Annotated in this window: 16 protein-coding genes; 9 read left to right on the top strand and 7 right to left on the bottom strand. The window is 54.5% G+C overall.

The genetic code is table 11. The annotated features are described in order from the left end of the window. The 4 genes from HUN04_09060 to HUN04_09045 are packed head-to-tail and all read left to right on the top strand — an operon-like array spanning window position 1 to window position 3,035. Complete coding sequence (locus tag HUN04_09060) at window positions 1-1,158, top strand: pyridoxal phosphate-dependent aminotransferase (GenBank protein WDP89850.1); 1,158 nt, start codon at window positions 1-3, stop codon at window positions 1,156-1,158. Beyond that, window positions 1,155-1,802, top strand: coding sequence for a YihA family ribosome biogenesis GTP-binding protein (locus HUN04_09055; GenBank protein ID WDP89849.1), 648 nt, complete (start codon window positions 1,155-1,157; stop codon window positions 1,800-1,802). The genes HUN04_09060 and HUN04_09055 overlap by 4 nt, the downstream gene beginning before the upstream one ends. Continuing rightward, complete coding sequence (gene era / locus HUN04_09050; protein ID WDP93224.1) at window positions 1,802-2,689, top strand: GTPase Era; 888 nt, start codon at window positions 1,802-1,804, stop codon at window positions 2,687-2,689. Before HUN04_09055 ends, era begins: the two co-directional genes overlap by 1 nt. Before the next feature lie 52 nt (window positions 2,690-2,741). Then, the gene (locus HUN04_09045) at window positions 2,742-3,035 is read left to right on the top strand and encodes an HNH endonuclease (protein WDP89848.1); all 294 of its coding nucleotides are present in this window, start codon (window positions 2,742-2,744) and stop codon (window positions 3,033-3,035) included. An 83-nt stretch (window positions 3,036-3,118) separates the two neighbouring features. Here the strand turns inward: HUN04_09045 and HUN04_09040 are convergent, their stop codons facing one another. From HUN04_09040 to HUN04_09025, 4 genes are all read right to left on the bottom strand, one after another. Beyond that, entirely contained in the window at window positions 3,119-3,901 is a 783-nt protein-coding gene (locus HUN04_09040; protein WDP89847.1) for a hypothetical protein, read from the bottom strand. Window positions 3,902-4,139: 238 nt separating this feature from the next. Next, window positions 4,140-5,111: a tRNA dihydrouridine synthase DusB gene (gene dusB / locus HUN04_09035; protein ID WDP89846.1), complete on the bottom strand. Its 972-nt coding sequence runs from the start codon at window positions 5,109-5,111 to the stop codon at window positions 4,140-4,142. A 9-nt stretch (window positions 5,112-5,120) separates the two neighbouring features. Next, entirely contained in the window at window positions 5,121-6,008 is an 888-nt protein-coding gene (locus tag HUN04_09030; protein WDP93223.1) for a DUF1848 family protein, read from the bottom strand. Window positions 6,009-6,102: 94 nt separating this feature from the next. Then, on the bottom strand, window positions 6,103-6,513 hold the full coding sequence (locus tag HUN04_09025) for a hypothetical protein (GenBank protein WDP89845.1): 411 nt from the start codon (window positions 6,511-6,513) through the stop codon (window positions 6,103-6,105). A 189-nt stretch (window positions 6,514-6,702) separates the two neighbouring features. On the opposite strand from HUN04_09025, the gene HUN04_09020 reads away from it, so the two are divergent. Both HUN04_09020 and HUN04_09015 read left to right on the top strand, forming a co-directional pair. After that, on the top strand, window positions 6,703-8,112 hold the full coding sequence (locus HUN04_09020; protein WDP93222.1) for an MFS transporter: 1,410 nt from the start codon (window positions 6,703-6,705) through the stop codon (window positions 8,110-8,112). Continuing rightward, complete coding sequence (locus tag HUN04_09015; GenBank protein WDP89844.1) at window positions 8,109-8,906, top strand: alpha/beta hydrolase; 798 nt, start codon at window positions 8,109-8,111, stop codon at window positions 8,904-8,906. The genes HUN04_09020 and HUN04_09015 overlap by 4 nt, the downstream gene beginning before the upstream one ends. Window positions 8,907-8,912: 6 nt before the next feature. On the opposite strand, the gene HUN04_09010 is transcribed toward HUN04_09015, so the two are convergent. Next, on the bottom strand, window positions 8,913-9,443 hold the full coding sequence (locus HUN04_09010; protein WDP89843.1) for a universal stress protein: 531 nt from the start codon (window positions 9,441-9,443) through the stop codon (window positions 8,913-8,915). A gap of 168 nt (window positions 9,444-9,611) precedes the next feature. After that, window positions 9,612-9,809 carry a zinc ribbon domain-containing protein gene (locus tag HUN04_09005; protein ID WDP89842.1) on the bottom strand — a complete coding sequence of 66 codons (198 nt, stop codon included), beginning with the start codon at window positions 9,807-9,809 and terminating at the stop codon, window positions 9,612-9,614. A 424-nt stretch (window positions 9,810-10,233) separates the two neighbouring features. Here HUN04_09005 and HUN04_09000 point away from each other — a divergent pair, with 424 nt between their 5' ends. Further along, window positions 10,234-10,941, top strand: a complete 708-nt coding sequence (locus HUN04_09000) for a MerR family transcriptional regulator (GenBank protein ID WDP89841.1) — start codon at window positions 10,234-10,236, stop codon at window positions 10,939-10,941. Between the two features lie 9 nt (window positions 10,942-10,950). Then, a complete protein-coding gene (locus HUN04_08995) occupies window positions 10,951-12,966 on the top strand; it encodes an FAD-dependent oxidoreductase (protein ID WDP89840.1) in 2,016 nt (671 codons plus the stop codon). Between the two features lie 30 nt (window positions 12,967-12,996). Here HUN04_08995 and HUN04_08990 read toward each other — a convergent pair whose 3' ends face one another. Continuing rightward, complete coding sequence (locus HUN04_08990) at window positions 12,997-13,977, bottom strand: tRNA-dihydrouridine synthase family protein (protein WDP89839.1); 981 nt, start codon at window positions 13,975-13,977, stop codon at window positions 12,997-12,999. Between the two features lie 138 nt (window positions 13,978-14,115). Here HUN04_08990 and HUN04_08985 point away from each other — a divergent pair, with 138 nt between their 5' ends. Further along, on the top strand, window positions 14,116-15,882 hold the full coding sequence (locus tag HUN04_08985) for an AMP-binding protein (protein ID WDP89838.1): 1,767 nt from the start codon (window positions 14,116-14,118) through the stop codon (window positions 15,880-15,882). Window positions 15,883-15,902: the final 20 nt, after the last annotated feature.

Genomic DNA, 15,902 nt, shown 5'->3' with positions numbered 1-15,902 from the left:
ATGACAGCGGCCAGGAGATGTGAAAAGATTACCCCCTTTATTGTGATGGATGTACTGGAAAAAATCCACAAGATGGAGGCCCAGGGCATTGACGTGGTGCACATGGAAATCGGAGAACCGGATTTCAATGTACCCGAATGTGTCAACAAGGTCTCTGTTGAGGCGCTTTGCCAGAACGAGACTTCCTATACCCACAGTTTGGGGGATCTGAGGCTCAGGGAGGCCATTTCCGACTACCACCGCCGGACCTACGGCACCCGGGTGGACCCGGGCCAGATCCTGGTGACCTCGGGCACATCTCCGGCCATGCTGCTGCTTTTTTCTGCCCTGGTGGACCCCGGTGATGAGGTCATCATCTCCGATCCGCACTATGCCTGCTACGCCAATTTCATCCACTATGTCCAGGGCGTTCCCGTGACCGTAAAGGTCCATGAGGAAGAAGGGTTTGTTTATACGCCGGAGGCCATCCGGGAAAAGATTACGCCCAAAACCAAGGCGATTTTTATTAATTCTCCTTCCAATCCCACCGGGAATGTCATTCCCGAAAAGCGGATGAAGGAGATTGTGGCCGTGGCTGAGGAGCATGGGCTTTATATCATTTCAGATGAGATTTACCACGGGCTGACCTATGTGGGCAAAGACCATTCCATTTTTGAATTCACCGACCGGGCCTTTGTGCTCAACGGTTTTTCAAAGCTATTTGCCATGACCGGGCTGCGCCTGGGCTACCTGATTGCTCCCCAGGAGTTTATCCGGCCTTTGCAGGTGCTCCAGCAGAATTTTTTCATCTGCGCCAATTCCGTGATCCAGCTGGCCGGGGCCGCCGCCCTTACCGGTGCCGAGAAAGAGACGCAGATGATGCGGGATACCTATAATGAGCGCCGCAAATTTGTGGTGAAGCGCCTGAAAGATATGGGGCTGGGCATCACCGTGGAGCCCACCGGCGCCTTTTATGTCTTTGCCAATGCCAAACATATTTCCATGGATTCATATGCCCTGGCCTTTGATATTCTGGACAAGGCCCATATCGGGGTGACCCCGGGTATTGATTTCGGGGCCAACGGGGAGGGGTATCTGCGGTTTTCCTATGCCAATTCCATGGAAAATCTTAAAACCGGCATGGACCGGATGGAAGGATATTTAAAAGAATACGCATGAAGATTAACGGGGTGGAATTTGTCAAAAGTGCCGTAAAACCGGAGCACTATCCGGAGTATGATTTCCCTGAGATTGCCTTTGCCGGCCGGTCCAATGTGGGAAAATCCTCTCTGATCAATACCCTGATCAACAGAAAGGATATGGTCAAGACAAGTTCAAAGCCGGGCTGCACCCAGCTTATCAATTTTTTTATGGTCAATGGGGACCTATCCCTGGTGGACCTGCCGGGGTACGGGTATGCCAAGGTCTCCAAAAAGGTGCGGGCCCAGTGGCAGCCCATGGTGGAAAGATATCTTTCTTCCCGGGAGAACCTGCTGGGGCTGATTCTTTTAATTGATATCCGCAGGGATCCCAGAAAAGAGGAATTTGAACTGGCCCAATGGCTGGAGTCCCATGAAATGCCCTATCTTGTGGTGCTCACCAAGGCGGATAAATTGTCCAAAACCAAAAAGGCCAAACGGCTGGATGCCATCTGTTCCCAGCTCAACCGTGACAGGAACGGGGTGATCCTTTTTTCCGCCAAGACCCGGAAGGGAAGGGAGGCGGTATGGGAGGAAATCAATAATCTTATTGAATGGTACGCTGACGCTGCCGAAGCTGCTGATGGTGCCGACGCTGCCGAGGGCACTGAGGAAGGTGAATGATGAACGATAAAATAACCCGGTCCGGATTCGTGGGAATCATCGGAGCCCCCAATGCCGGCAAATCCACCCTGCTCAACCATGTGCTGGGACAGAAGATTTCCATTACCTCCAAAAAACCCCAGACCACCCGTGACCGGATTCTGGGGATCATCAACCGCCCGGCATCCCAGATTGTATTTTTGGATACCCCGGGTATCCATAAGAGCAGCACCCTATTGAACCAGCGCATTGTGGACCAGGCCATGCAGGCCATGGAAGATGTGGATCTCATCCTGTTCATGGTGGATACGGCGGCCAGGAATTATTCTGCGGAAAAACTGATTATCCGGCGGCTTGAGTCTACAAAAAAGCCGGTGGTCCTGGGGTTGAATAAGATCGATATTTCCCAGAAATCCGATGTGTACAAGCTGGTGGATGAGTTCAGGGACCTTTATCCGTTCAAGGCCATTGTGCCGGTATCGGCCAAAAAAGGGGTTCAGGTAGACGACCTCCTCGGCGAGCTGGAGGCCTGTCTGCCCCAAGGCCCGCCCCTGTATCCTGAAGAGACATTCACCGATGTATCGGAAAAATTCATGGTCAGCGAAATCATCCGGGAAAAGGTGTTCCGGCTGACCGGTATGGAAATCCCTTATTCCTCAGCCGTTACCGTTGATGCCTTTGAGGTGGAGAAGAAACTTATCGTCATCCATGCCAGCATTCACCTGGTCAGGAAATCCCAGAAAGGCATCATTATCGGCAAAGGGGGCGGAATGCTCAAGCGCATTGGTTCCAGCGCCCGGAAAGACATTGAGGATATGCTGGGCACCAAGGTGCTGCTTAAACTCTTTGTCAAGGTGACCAAGGACTGGGTATCAAATGAACGTCGCCTCAGTGAGTTTGGTTATTAACTGAGTATCGCCTCAGCGCGGGGTGGTGTAATTCCGGGGCAGGGACGAAAAAATGGATCATTATTTTACATTCACCGATGAAGCGGTGCTGAAAAAGGAGCGGGCCAAGGCCAGGCAGCTGAGGGCCAGCCAGTGGTGGAAAAGAAAGCGCTCAAGCGGAGTCTGCCACTATTGCAGGGGGCAGTTCACGGCCAAGGAACTGACCATGGACCATGTGATTCCCATCGCACGGGGCGGACGGTCTGAGAAATTTAATCTGGTGCCCTGCTGCAAGGAGTGCAATACACGAAAACGGCAGATGTTGCCGGCGGAATGGGATGAATATCTAAATTCACTGAAATCTTGAGCAGTTAGCGGGCAAAAACAAAAAAACCGGAATACGGGGAAGGGCTTCCCTGTATTCCGGTTTAATTTTTAGTGCGGAAAGGCTTACTTTCTGCTGCAGAGCCTGTGGATGGTCTGGGCGTGCCATTCACCTCGGCCGGAAAATGTGGGCTGTCCAAGGTCGATCAGACGCTTGGCAACCTGGTCGTAGGTGGCGCCTTCTTCCCGCATGGAGTCGATGATTTCCATGATTTCTTCACGGGGCATCAGCTTGCCGTCGGCTTTGGGCTGGGCTGCCTTTTTAGCGGGGAGCGCTGTTCTGGAAACTACTTTTCTCCGTTTTCTCAATACGGGTTTGGGCTGGGAGGCGGCCTCTCTTTTGCGCCGCTCTTCTTCCATTTCCGCCTTGAGCAGCTCCTCAACGGTGCCGTCCATCTCGTCTTCCGGTTCCTGGGAAGATACGTAATGGTTCTCAAAATTCGGTTCGGCCAGTCCCATGTCCGGTGTCATATTAAGGTGGGCCATGACCATCTCAATGGCATCGGCCTGGCGCTGGAGCAGGTCGGCGGTCCGTTCCTGCACGGTGATCATGTACTCCTGGTTTTTGACCAGGGTATCAATCTGGGTATTCAGATTGTCCAGAACATCAGCCAGAAGCGTGGTGTTGGGATCTTCAGCCGGCATTTGATTTCCACCCTGGGGCATCCCGGTCATCTGCTGGCGTTTCATCTGGGGGGGCCTGGTATTTCCGCCGTAGCCGCTGCCGCCGTATGAATGGAATCTCGGACCGCTGGAATACTGATATGAATTGTCGTAGCTTTTGCGCGTTTTAGGGGTGCGCGGTTTTTCTGCCTGGTTATTGCGCAGGCTCTGTAAAAAATCGTTCATTTGTTATGTTTCCTCCTTAGGAATCCAACCCAATGCCGCACAACTTAAAAATTATTTTATTATAAAAACAAGACTTTGAATTAAGGGAGCCTTGATTAAATGCGAACATAATATGGATATTTTTAACCACATTCTAACAGAATGCAGGGTATTTATCTATTGTTTTGGTTGCAATGTCAAGTATTATTTACGATTTTTATTTGTTGCGATACACGGGTATTTTTCGCGCATCCTGTCCTTAAATTTTATTGAGCCCGGATTCAAATTCATTGATTATCTGGAGGGTCATTTCCCGGCTGTGCAGTTGGGACAGGGATTTTCTGAACGCCGATGCCCCGGGCATGCCCCTGACGAACCAGGATAGCCTTCCCCTGAGCATTTTGCATGCGGTTTCCTCTCCGAAATAGTTGACGTATAGACAGGTCAGTTCTCTCATTTTTCTGAAAATTTCCCGGGGGGCCGGCCGGGTATAGCCTCCTGTTGATATGAATTCTTCGATCTGGGAAAGGATAAATGGGTTGGCCATGGCTGCACGGCCGGCCATTACTGCATCGCATCCGGTCTCATCCATCATCCGGGCGGCGTCTTCAGGTGAGTTGATGTCTCCGTTACCGATAACCGGGAGCCCGATTTCCTGTTTCAGCCGTTTGATAAGAGGCCAGGCTGCCTTTCCCTTGAACCCCTGGCTGGCAGTGCGCGGGTGCATGGCAATGGCATCCACGCCCTGGTCTTCCGCAATTTTGGCCAGGGTGATGGCCTGGTCTCCGGAATAGTCCCATCCGGAGCGGATTTTAATCGTAAAGGGAAGGCTGGTGGCGCTTCTTACGGCCCGGATAATCTCCCTGGCCAGCCCGGGTTCTTTCATCAGGGCCACCCCGGCCCCCTGTTTGACCACTTTTTTGACACTGCATCCAAAATTGATGTCGATGATATCGGCCGTGCCGAGCTGGTCGATAAATGCGGCGGCCCGGGCCATGGACTCGGGTTCCGCACCGAAGATCTGCACGGATAGGGGGCGTTCGGCGTCATCGGTCTTTAGCAGGGTGATGGTTTTTTCCGAATTATAGAAAATGCCTTTGGCACTGACCATTTCGGAGCAGACCACAGCGCAGCCGCAGGATTTGACCAGTTGCCTGAAGGGGAGGTTGGTGATGCCGGCCAAAGGGGCCAGAAAAGTGATGCCGGGTATGTCTAAATTTTTTATTTTCATGGTGCTTTACTATATTGATTGTTGCATGGCGTCAAATTGGGTCCTTGCATAGCAGAACAGGCAGTTGTGGGGGCAGGGATGGAGGTCATATGATCCCACATCAACGGAGGTGGTACACCGGCACCCCTGTTTGCGCCGCTGGCCGTAATCCCCGGAAGTTTTGGGTGTGCCTCCGAAAAGGTCCCGGTAAAGACTGCCGTCAATGCAGGCGCTGGCCCGGAGGTTTTTGATTTCGCCCATGGCATCCATCACTCCCGCCTCGCAGCATAGATAGAGGCCAATGGACTTCTCCCCAAGGTGTTCTGCCATTTTTTCAACCACCCGCTTTCGGGCGGAAAGGGGGGGCTGGACGAATTCGACCCGGTTCCCTCCAAGGCGGGAAAGGTGTTTGGTTCGCCGGTCCACTTTTTTATAGGGATCGTAAAAACTGGTAATGCAGCGGGTGATGCCCATATCCGCCATACGGTCGGAAATGGCTGCAAATCCCTTCAGGTTGTTGCCCGGCTGCCCGTTTATTTTAAAAAAACAGATGGGGTCGAACCGCCAGGCAATTTGTTCGGGTGAAAGGGCCTTTGCCAGGGTCTCTGCCTGTTGCAACCGGCTTGCCAGCGCCGGTATACCGGGTTCCAGCACAGGGTTGTCTGCATTGACGGTGAAATTAAAAAAAAGGTTATATCCTTTGTCGGCCAGAATTTTGTGGGCGTTAAGGCCAATAAAAGGGCCGTAGTTTTTGGACCAGAAGACGATGGTATGCACATTTTCGGGCCTTGCCGGTACGGTTCTGGATTTCCTGTTAAATGGGTTGGTGACCGTAAATTCACCTTTGCGGATACATGACAGGAACCAGGGGGTAAACCCGCCGGGGATATCAGTGCGCCTGGAGGCTGATATTACCAGTTCGGGCCGGCCCCCAGGACGGGAGGCCGGCGCCGGCTCGTTTTCTGTGCATGGATTGGTTGCCTGGCTTTGACCGGTGTCTATGCCCCGTTGCCTATCCGATGTCGGGTTCCGGGTCTGATTTGCTGCTTTTAAGGTCTGCAAAGGAGATGATCTTTCCCTTTTCTTCTGTTGCGCCGGAGGAGGGGGCAGGGTCGCCTTTTCCGGCGTTTCCGCCGTCCAGGTTTTTCATGGGTTCCGGGGATTCCTGGTCCGTAGCGGGGCGTTCGTCGACCGGGCATTCCACAAGTTCCAACCGCATCTTTTTCCCGTTCATGAAAAAATCCCCGCCATTGATGTATTCGTCTTTTAGTATCCAGGTCACCGCCTGCAGCGGAATCTGGAGCATGAGCAGTTTAATCTGGTACCAGTCCTTTTTATGGTCCGGCAGTATGCTTTCAATCCGGGCAAAGGAGACCGGTGTGTCCTCAAGGTGGATGAGTACGATATCCTTGATTGTTGCCATTGGCTTTTTTATATCCTTAGGGGGTTTGTGGCCTTTTTTTTCTTGTCCTATCCTCTTGTTAATTGTCAGGATATACCATAATCTGGCAATTACCGGAAGTTGTGAATTGCCGGGTGCATAAATAATGTAACGGGGGGACATGTGGATAGGAAGTGGCAGGTCTTTATTCTTGTGGCGGTATCTGTTTTCATGTCCACCCTGGATTCCAGCATTGTGAACCTGGCCCTGCCCTATATCATGGCAGACCTGTCCGGGGACATGGGGTCGGTGCAATGGGTGGTTACGGTGTATCTTATGGTGGTTTCCTCCCTGCTGCTGACATTCGGCCGGCTTTCGGATATTCTGGGCCGCCCCAGGGTCTACCGTCTGGGGTTTGGGATGTTTACCCTGGGGTCGTTTTGCTGCGGCCTGTCCGGCACCCTGGGATGGCTGGTGCTGTCCCGGGCGCTTCAGGCTGTCGGGGCATCCATGCTCATGGCCTGCTCCCCGGCCATTGTTGTGGATGTGTTTGAGCCGGAGAATCGGGGGAAGGCGCTGGGGCTTGTGGGGGCCTGCGTGGCTTCCGGCCTCACATTGGGACCGGTGACCGGAGGGCTGTTACTGGAGTATTTTTCCTGGCCAATTATTTTCTATATTAATATTCCCGTTGGACTGGCCGCCCTGGTGTACAGCCGGAAAGTCTGGAATGGCGGTATATCGGATGCCGGCACATCCCCCGGCCGTGGCGGATGTGAAAAACTGGATCTGTCCGGCAGTTTTTTCATGGTGGGGATGGTGGCCGCCCTGGTGATGGGCCTGATCCGGTCGCCTGAGTGGGGTTTTTTTTCCCTGAAGGCCATGGGATGCTGGGGGGCGGGGGCCGGTGCCGGCGCAGGACTTTTCAACAGCCTTGGACGGGCCGCACAGCCCCTGATTGACCCGGGCCTGTTTCGCATAAGGCTTTTTATCTTTCCCCTGGCCGCTGCCGTGATTTTATTTATGGCCCTGTTTACCCTCATTTTTATGATGCCATTTTACCTGACTCTGGTCTGCCGATTTTCTCCGGCCCTTACCGGGCTGGCCATGATCGTGCCATTCCTGGTGCTTCTGGTGGTTTCCCCCCTGGCGGGCAGCCTGGCCGACCGGCTGGGATCCCGCAGGCTCTGCCTGTGCGGAATGGGATGCCTTGCCCTGGCGCTGGTGCTCTCCGCCGGCCTCTCTCCTTTGACGGATTTTTCAGCGGTGGCCATGCGCCTGGCCCTGGCTGGTCTGGGGACGGCCCTGTTTATTTCCCCCAACAGCATGGTGCTGATGGGGGCGGTGCCGGCAGACCGCAGGGGGATTGCCTCCGGGGCAATGGCGACTGCCAGGAATATGGGGATGGTGGCCGGGGTGGCCCTGGCGTCGGGAATCTTTTCACACACCTTTACGGGCCTGACCCAGGGCATGGGCCTTGACCGGTACACACCGGAGATGGCCCCGCTTTTCATGGCCGGTTTCCGTCATGTGATGGCCGCCGGGGCAGGGGCGGCAGTGCTGGGCATGGGAGTAACCCTGGCCAGGGGGGACGAATCCGGCTGGAAACAAAGAGGGCATTCAAATCAGGAGGATAAAAGATGAGTGAACATACGCGGTATGCGGCACTGGATCAGCCCGGTGTGCTGGAATATCTGTTTCATCCCAGACCGACCTCCCCGGGGCGCAGGGAGGGGGAAGAGCGACGGGATATGATGATTCCGGTGGCGGAGGGCGCATCGCTCGGTGCATCCTTTCACATTAAAGATCCCAACGCGCCGGTATTGCTCTTTTTCCACGGCAACGGTGAAATCGTCCAGGATTATGACGAACTGGGCCAGGCGTTTACCCGGTGGGCCGGGGTTAATTTTTTTGTGGTGGATTACCGGGGATACGGGGATTCTTCCGGCAGGCCGTCAGTATCCTCCATGATGGCAGATGCCCACAGGGTGCTGGCCTTTGTTAAAGAGGAGATGGTTTCCCGCCAGATGGCCGGCCCCTTGTCGGTGATGGGGCGGTCCCTGGGCAGCGCCCCGGCTCTGGAATTGGCATCGGCCTGTGGTGGTGAATTTTTCAGCCTCATCATTGAAAGCGGATTTGCCTTTGCCGGTCCTCTGCTCCGGGTGCTGGGGCTGGATCCTGACCTGCTGGGGTTCAGGGAGGAAAATGGGATGGGGAATCTTGAAAAAATGGGGAAGGCATACTGCCCCTGTCTGGTGATCCATGCGGCGTCGGATATGCTGATTCCTTTTTCCGACGGCCAGGCCCTTTTCGATGCCTGCCCGTCTCACAGAAAAGAATTGCTGAAAATCGAAGGGGCCGGCCACAATGACATATTCATCCGCGGCATGGGCCCCTACCTGGAAGGTGTAAAGCGGTTCTGTTCTGCGGCCGGCTAAGCCGTCCTATCTTTTGCCCAAGGGCACGACAACCACAGGAACCGATGTCCGCTTCAATACTTTTCTGACCACATTGTCGCCCATGGCTTCGGCCAGAAGTCCCTGCTGCTTGCATCCCATGACGATGGCGTCGCAGTCCTCTTCAACGGCGGTCTGTACGATATCTGCAGCAATGGAGGGACTTTCGGTCACCAGGATCTTGGCAATGGGGGATTTTTCATCCATTTCCGGTGCTTCGCCGCCGCTGTCTGCAAGAAAACCTGCAATGGCCTGGCGGATGCGGAGGGCGTCTACGTTTTTACCTGTAAGCAGATTCCTGGCCCCGGCTTTGTGGTCGCTTTTAATGTTTTGATACAGGGCTTCGCCAAATGCCATGCGCACCAGTTTCTCAGAACTTTTGCTGGCTTCCTCCATGACGTGGAGGACGATGATTTCAGCCCCTGAATAGGCTGAAAATGAGGCGGCACGTTCAAATACCTCTTTCATGTCTGTGGATAAATCGGATGCAAACAGGATTCGTTCGGTTTTGCGGATCATTATGGATCTCCAATGGGTTAGGTTGCTGTTAAGAAAAAGCGAAAACAAAAGGGGGCGTTTCGGGAGGATCAGGCATACGCTTTTTCATCATTCAATAATAAATTAAACAGGGTGAGATGCAAGTTAAATTTCGGCTGCGCCGACCGGCGCAGTGCGCGGTCAGCTTGCTCATGAAAAACCTGAACCGGCGCCGGCCGTCCCTGAGGGACTGCATTTGCCGCTGCCGGTGAGGCTTGCGGCACTCATTTTTTTTGTCACCTCAATGCTGTGGCATTTGGGGCACTCAATTTTTTGATCGTCCCCGGTGAATACCAGTTTTTCAAATTCAGCCTCGCATTGGCTGCATTTGTATTCATAAATCGGCATATTTTTCTCCCTCTCCTGCCTCCATTTTTTTCTCCCACTGGAAAATGGTGCAGGCGTTATTATATTCTTGAATATATGCGGTCTTGACCGCAGGTATTATACCAATTTTGCCGAGGAGAATTCAAATGGAATCATTATTGTTTGCCGGCGGGTTTATCGCCGTTTACCTGCTGCTGCAGATTTATATCCTGCCTAAAATGGGGGTCTCCACATGAATGCGGGAGGCCTGTCAGGAGACAGGCAAAAAAAAGGATCAGGCCCCCTTTAAAATGGATACCGATAAGAATAAAAAACAGGGGGAATCCTAGGCGATCCTTCACGCCTTTCTGGGTCGATAAATCTATTGACAGGGGCGAACCAGGCTTTTATAGTGCAATGAGAAGTGCAAAGTGTCGGTTTTTACTTTTCGTTGCGTGGAGGATAGATGGGAGGGAAAGAGAGCAGGCCCAGAACCAAAGCCGGTGAGCCCATGATCAAGATGAAGGAACTGGCCGAGGCCACGGGGGTGGCCAAGTCCACCATCCTTTTATATGTGAACAGGGGCCTGCTTCACCAGCCCGTTAAAACCAGTCCCAATATGGCCTATTATGATCCGGGCTGTGTGGCACGTATCCGTTTCATCAAAGATATCCAGGCCAGCCACCGACTGCCTCTGGACGCCATCAAGGGGCTGCTCAGGGAAATGGACCGGGGCAGGGATATCGCTCCTCTGCTTGAACTTCAGTCCACGGTTTTTGGAAGTGCCACTGAGAAAATGGACAAAACATCCTTTCTGGAGGCCACGGATCTGAGTGCCGCCCAGCTGGACGAACTTTGCAGCCTGGGGCTGATCATGCCCCTGGAGCCGGATACCTTCGACGGCCAGGATCTGGACCTGGCCCGCCAGTTCAAAATCTGCATGGACCGGGGCATGGCCCTGGACGACTTTTCTTTTTATCCTGAATTTGCCGGAAAAATCGTAGCCGCCGAGATTCGCCTGCGGGACAAGTATACCCGGGACCTGGGGTTCCGGGAAAACGCCTCGCTCACCCTGGAAATGACCCGTATGGCCAGGGGGCTCAGGGCATATGTTATAGACCGGACCCTGCAAAAAGAATTGATCCGATTCAAAGGACTTAAAAAAAACAATTAGGAGGGCAAAATGAAGGACCCCAACACCAATGATCAGTTGTTCGACCCCATCCGCATCAACACCCTGGAAATTGCCAACCGGATCTATCTGCCGGCCATGCATCTGGGCATGGCCCGGGAATTTGATGTCACGGATCAGATTGTCGAGTTCTACGCCCGCAGGGCCAAAGGCGGCCCGGGGATGATCTGCACGGGGTATGCCACCGTGGACGAATATTCCGGGAACACCACCAATATCGGGGCCCATGACGATAAATTCATCCCCGGCCTTGCCCGCCTTGCCTCAGCAATAAAGGAGAATGGGTCCCGGTCCTGCGTCCAGATCAACCATGCCGGTCGTTATAATTTTTCATTTTTCATTGAGGGCAAACAGCCCGTAGCCCCTTCTGCCATTGCTTCCCGCATGACCCGGGAGACCCCCAGGGCCCTTGAAACAGAAGAGATTAGGTCCACGATCCAAGCCTTTGGCGCTGCAGCGGCCCGGGTCAAGAAAGCCGGGTTCGACGCCGTTGAAATTCTCAGCGGCACGGGATACCTGATTTCCGAGTTTCTGTCTCCCTTGACCAACCAGCGCACGGACGAGTACGGGGGCAGCCTGGAAAACAGGATGCGTTTCGGCCTGGAGGTGGCTGCGGCGGTGCGGGAGGCGGTGGGACCGGATTATCCGGTGATGGTGAGGATGAACGGCAACGATTTCATGCCCGGCGGCAATTCGCGTTCAGATCTCATTGAATATGCCAGGGCCCTGTCCCAGGGGCCGGTGGACGCCCTGTGCATCAATGTGGGATGGCATGAGGCCCGGGTGCCCCAGATCGTTGCCCAGGTGCCCAGGGGAGCCTTCGGCTATCTGGCCCGGGAGATTAAAGCCGCCGTGGATGTGCCGGTAATCGCCAGCCATAGGATCAATGATCCGGAAACGGCCAGGGAGATGCTCGGCGAAGGATACTGCGACATGGTGGCCATGGGCCGCAGCCTCATTGCAGATCCGGATCTGCCCAATAAGGCAAAGGACGGCAGGGAAAAGGAAATTGTCCATTGCATTGCCTGCGCCCAGGGCTGTTTTGATAATCTTTTTAAGCTCAAGCATGTGGAATGCCTCTGCAATCCCCTGGCCGGCCACGAGCATGAGGCCATTGGCGCGAAAGCCGCCGTTCCCAAAAAAGTCATGGTCGTCGGCGGGGGGGCCGCCGGCATGACCGCGGCCCTCACCGCCAAACGCAGGGGCCATGAGGTGACCCTCTATGAGAAATCAGGGCGCCTGGGCGGTCAGCTTTATCTGGCTGCCGCCCCTCCGGGCAGGGAGGAGTTTGCCCAGCTTGCCGTTGACCTTGAAAACCAGATGAGTGCAGAAAAAATCCCTGTGGTGCTGAACCGTGCCGTGGATAAGGAATTACTGGCCGCAGAAAAACCCGATGCCTTAATACTGGCTACCGGAGCGGTGCCCCTGAACCCGCCCATTCCGGGAGCAGAACTCCCCCATGTCGTGGGGGCCTGGGAGGTGCTTGAAGGCAGGGCGGTCACAGGAAACAAGGTGGCCGTTGTGGGCGGCGGGGCCGTGGGGGTTGAAACCGCCCTGTTTCTGGCGGAAAAAGGGACCATGCCGGCGGAAACCATAAAATTTTTACTTGTCAATAAGGCTGAACCGGCCGAGACCCTTTTTGAAATGGCCACCAGGGGCAGCAAGCAGATCCGCCTCATCGAGATGACGGACAAGATCGGCAAGGACATCGGCAAATCCACCAAGTGGGGGATGATGCAGGACATGGGCCGGTTCGGCGTGGAGTCCATCACCGCCGGCAAGGTGGTAAGGATTACGGAAACCGGCCTTGAAATCGAACAGGAGGGAAATGTGAGTGAAATGGTGGCGGACACCGTTGTCATTGCCGCCGGGTCCGTTCCTTTCAACCCCCTGGAGGAGACGGTGAAGGAAATGGGCATGGATTACCGGACCATCGGCGACGCCGCCCAGGTGGGCATGGCCTTTGATGCCGTCCATGCCGGATTCAAGGCGGGAAACGAAATCTGAAACCCGTTACAATCCGGGCCGGCCTCCGGGTTACATGGGCCGGTCCGGACCGAATTTCAGGTTCAAATTGAAAAAATCGTCTACCCGGTCTGAATAGGCCTGAATGGTGGTGGCCTTCAGGATTTTTTTCAACGGTTTTTTATAGCCTTGAAATGAGGGGCCAAGGTAGCTCCAGAATCCCTTCATCCGGCCGGTGAGATGGCCCGGCCCGGAAAAGACCTGTTCGTATGCGGCAAAGAGGTCGTCGTGGAAGGCTTTGATGCGTGCCAACCGGATTGCCTGGCCTTCCGTTGCCCTTCCTCTGATCTCCTCGGCCAGGAAGGGATTGGACAGAATGCCCCGGCCGATCATGATTCGGGTGACTTCAGGGAACCGTGCCCTGACCCGGTTGTATGAGGGCAGATCTACGATATCCCCGTTGTAGACCATGGGAATGCTGCAGGCGCTGAGGGCTTTTTCAAAGGCATCCAGGTCTGAGTCGCCTGTGTACATCTGTTCGCCGGTCCGGGGGTGGAGGATAATTTCGTCGATCTTGTGGCAGTGGAACACCTTCAGCAGTTCATCAATTTCGTCCTTGTTCCGGCGGCCCAGGCGGATTTTAACGCTGAGCGACGGTTTCATTCCGGGGATGATCTTTGAGAGCATGGCATCGATTTTCTCCGGATAGAGCAGCAGGCCTGATCCCCGTCTCTTTTTGGCGATTTTGGAGTGGGGGCAGCCCAGGTTCCAGTTCACCTGTTTGTGCCCCATCTCGTAAAGACGGTCGGCCAGGAAGATAAAATCTTCGGCCACATTGCCCAGGATCTGGGGAATAACGAACAGGGACCGGTTCCGTTCCAAATCCACGTCTGCCAGCCTTGACGGCTTGAGGCGCTGCTGCCCCATGGTGGAGATGAAGGGGGCCATGGCCAGGTCCATGCCTGAAAAGTGCCTTGCCCAGGCATTTCTGAAGGTAACATCGGTAAACCCCTGGAGGGGGGCCAGTATAAGGGTGGGGGTATTTTCTGTCATCAGTTATCTTGGCTGCGGGTTGCCCCCGGGAACTGTCAAAATAATTTTTGACAAACCCAAAGGGTATTTACTATAGAATACTATTTTGTGACCACCTATACATAACATTAATTCGGATTGCAAGGAGTGTTTGCGGGTATGAGAGAACTTTACAAAGAGGTTATTCAGATCAACCAGATGCCGGATAATGCAGAAAAAGAAGCCAGAGCGAAATCATTCTTTGAAAGTTTGAATGCCATGACACTGCCGCCTAAGTTTAACTGGGTGAAAGAGGTGTTCGAGGGAATCCATGTGGCCCGTACCCCGGATAAGCCGGCATTGGTTTTCAATAATATCCATACCCTTGAATCCCAATCCTTTTCATATCTTGAACTCTCCCAAAAGGCCAATCAGCTGATTAACCTCCTGGCAGACAAGGGCATCGGCCAGAAGGCCAACATGTACATGATGAGCCCCATCTGTCCGGAAATATGGTTTGCCAGTCTGGCCTGCATTAAAGCCGGGATGGTCACCGTGCCCACGGCAACCACCATGACGAGCAGGGAACTGGAGTTCCGGTTTGAGACCTATCGGCCGGATGTGATCCTGGCGGACCAGGACTCTGTGGAGATACTGGAGAGGGCCATTGGGGAAACCGGTATTTCTCCCAAGGTGAAACTGGTGCTGGGGGAGGCCGAGGGCTGGATTTCCTTTGACGCCATTTACAATGAATCCGACCAGGCCGAGGCGGCTGATACAGCCTCCGATGAGATCCTGTTCTGCTTTTTTACTTCGGGCACCACGGGCCTGCCCAAGCGGGTGGGGCATACCGCCGCCTCCTACCCCATCGGCCATCTGTCCACCACGGTGATGATCGGGGTGCAGCCCGACGATATCCATCACAACCTCAGCGCCCCGGGCTGGGCCAAATGGGCCTGGTCTTCATTTTTCGTCCCCTTTAACGTGGGGGCCACGGTGGCGGGGTTCCATTTTGAGGCCCTGGACGGGGAGGCCTATCTCAATGCCGTTGCCAGGAACCGGGTAACCACCTTCTGCGGTCCCCCCACGGCATGGCGGATGTTTGTGAACATGGACCTTGAAAAATACGACCTGTCCAGCCTGCGCCAGTCCATTTCCGCAGGGGAACCCCTGAACCCCGAGGTCATCACCCAGTGGAAGAACCATACCGGCACAGAAATCCGGGATTTCTACGGCCAGACCGAATGCACGGCCATGATCGGAAATCCGCCCTGGCTGGCCGGGAATATGCGGTCCGGTTCTTTTGGCATGCCCTCTCCCATGTACGATGTCGCCCTGGCCGATGATGAAGGCAACCAGATCACCCGGCCGGACCAGGTGGGGCATATCGTGGTGAAACTGGACAAGTGGCGGGCCATCGGCCTTTTTGCCGAATACATCGGCAATCCCGAAAAGATGAGTTCCGTATTTGTGGACAGCTATTATTATACCGGCGACCGGGCCTCCTTTGACGCGGACGGTTATTGGTGGTTCGTGGGCCGGGCCGACGACGTGATCAAGTCCAGCGATTACCGCATCGGCCCCTTTGAGGTGGAAAGCGCCCTGCTGGAGCATCCCTCGGTGGCCGAGGCCGCCGTGGTCGGTGCCCCGGACCCCAACCGCTACCAGCTGGTCAAGGCCTATGTTATCCTTAACCAGGGCTGCACCGGCGACAGGGCCCTGGCCCTGGACCTGTTCAAGCACACCATGAACATCCTTGCCAAGTTTAAAATTCCACGGATCATTGAATTTGTCGCAGAGGTGCCCAAAACGATTTCCGGCAAGATCCGCCGCATCGAACTGCGGGAGATCGAAGTGAGCCGCATGGATACCGAAGAGGCGGAAGACGAGATCAAGGAATATTTTTACTGGGATTTCCCCGAGTTGAGTTCAAAGCATAAAAAATAAGGGTATAGACCGAAAAAAAA

Origin of the sequence: Desulfobacter sp. (assembly GCA_028768525.1) — a bacterium.
Lineage (GTDB): Bacteria > Desulfobacterota > Desulfobacteria > Desulfobacterales > Desulfobacteraceae > Desulfobacter.
This window is presented reverse-complemented; position numbering and strand designations above follow the sequence as displayed.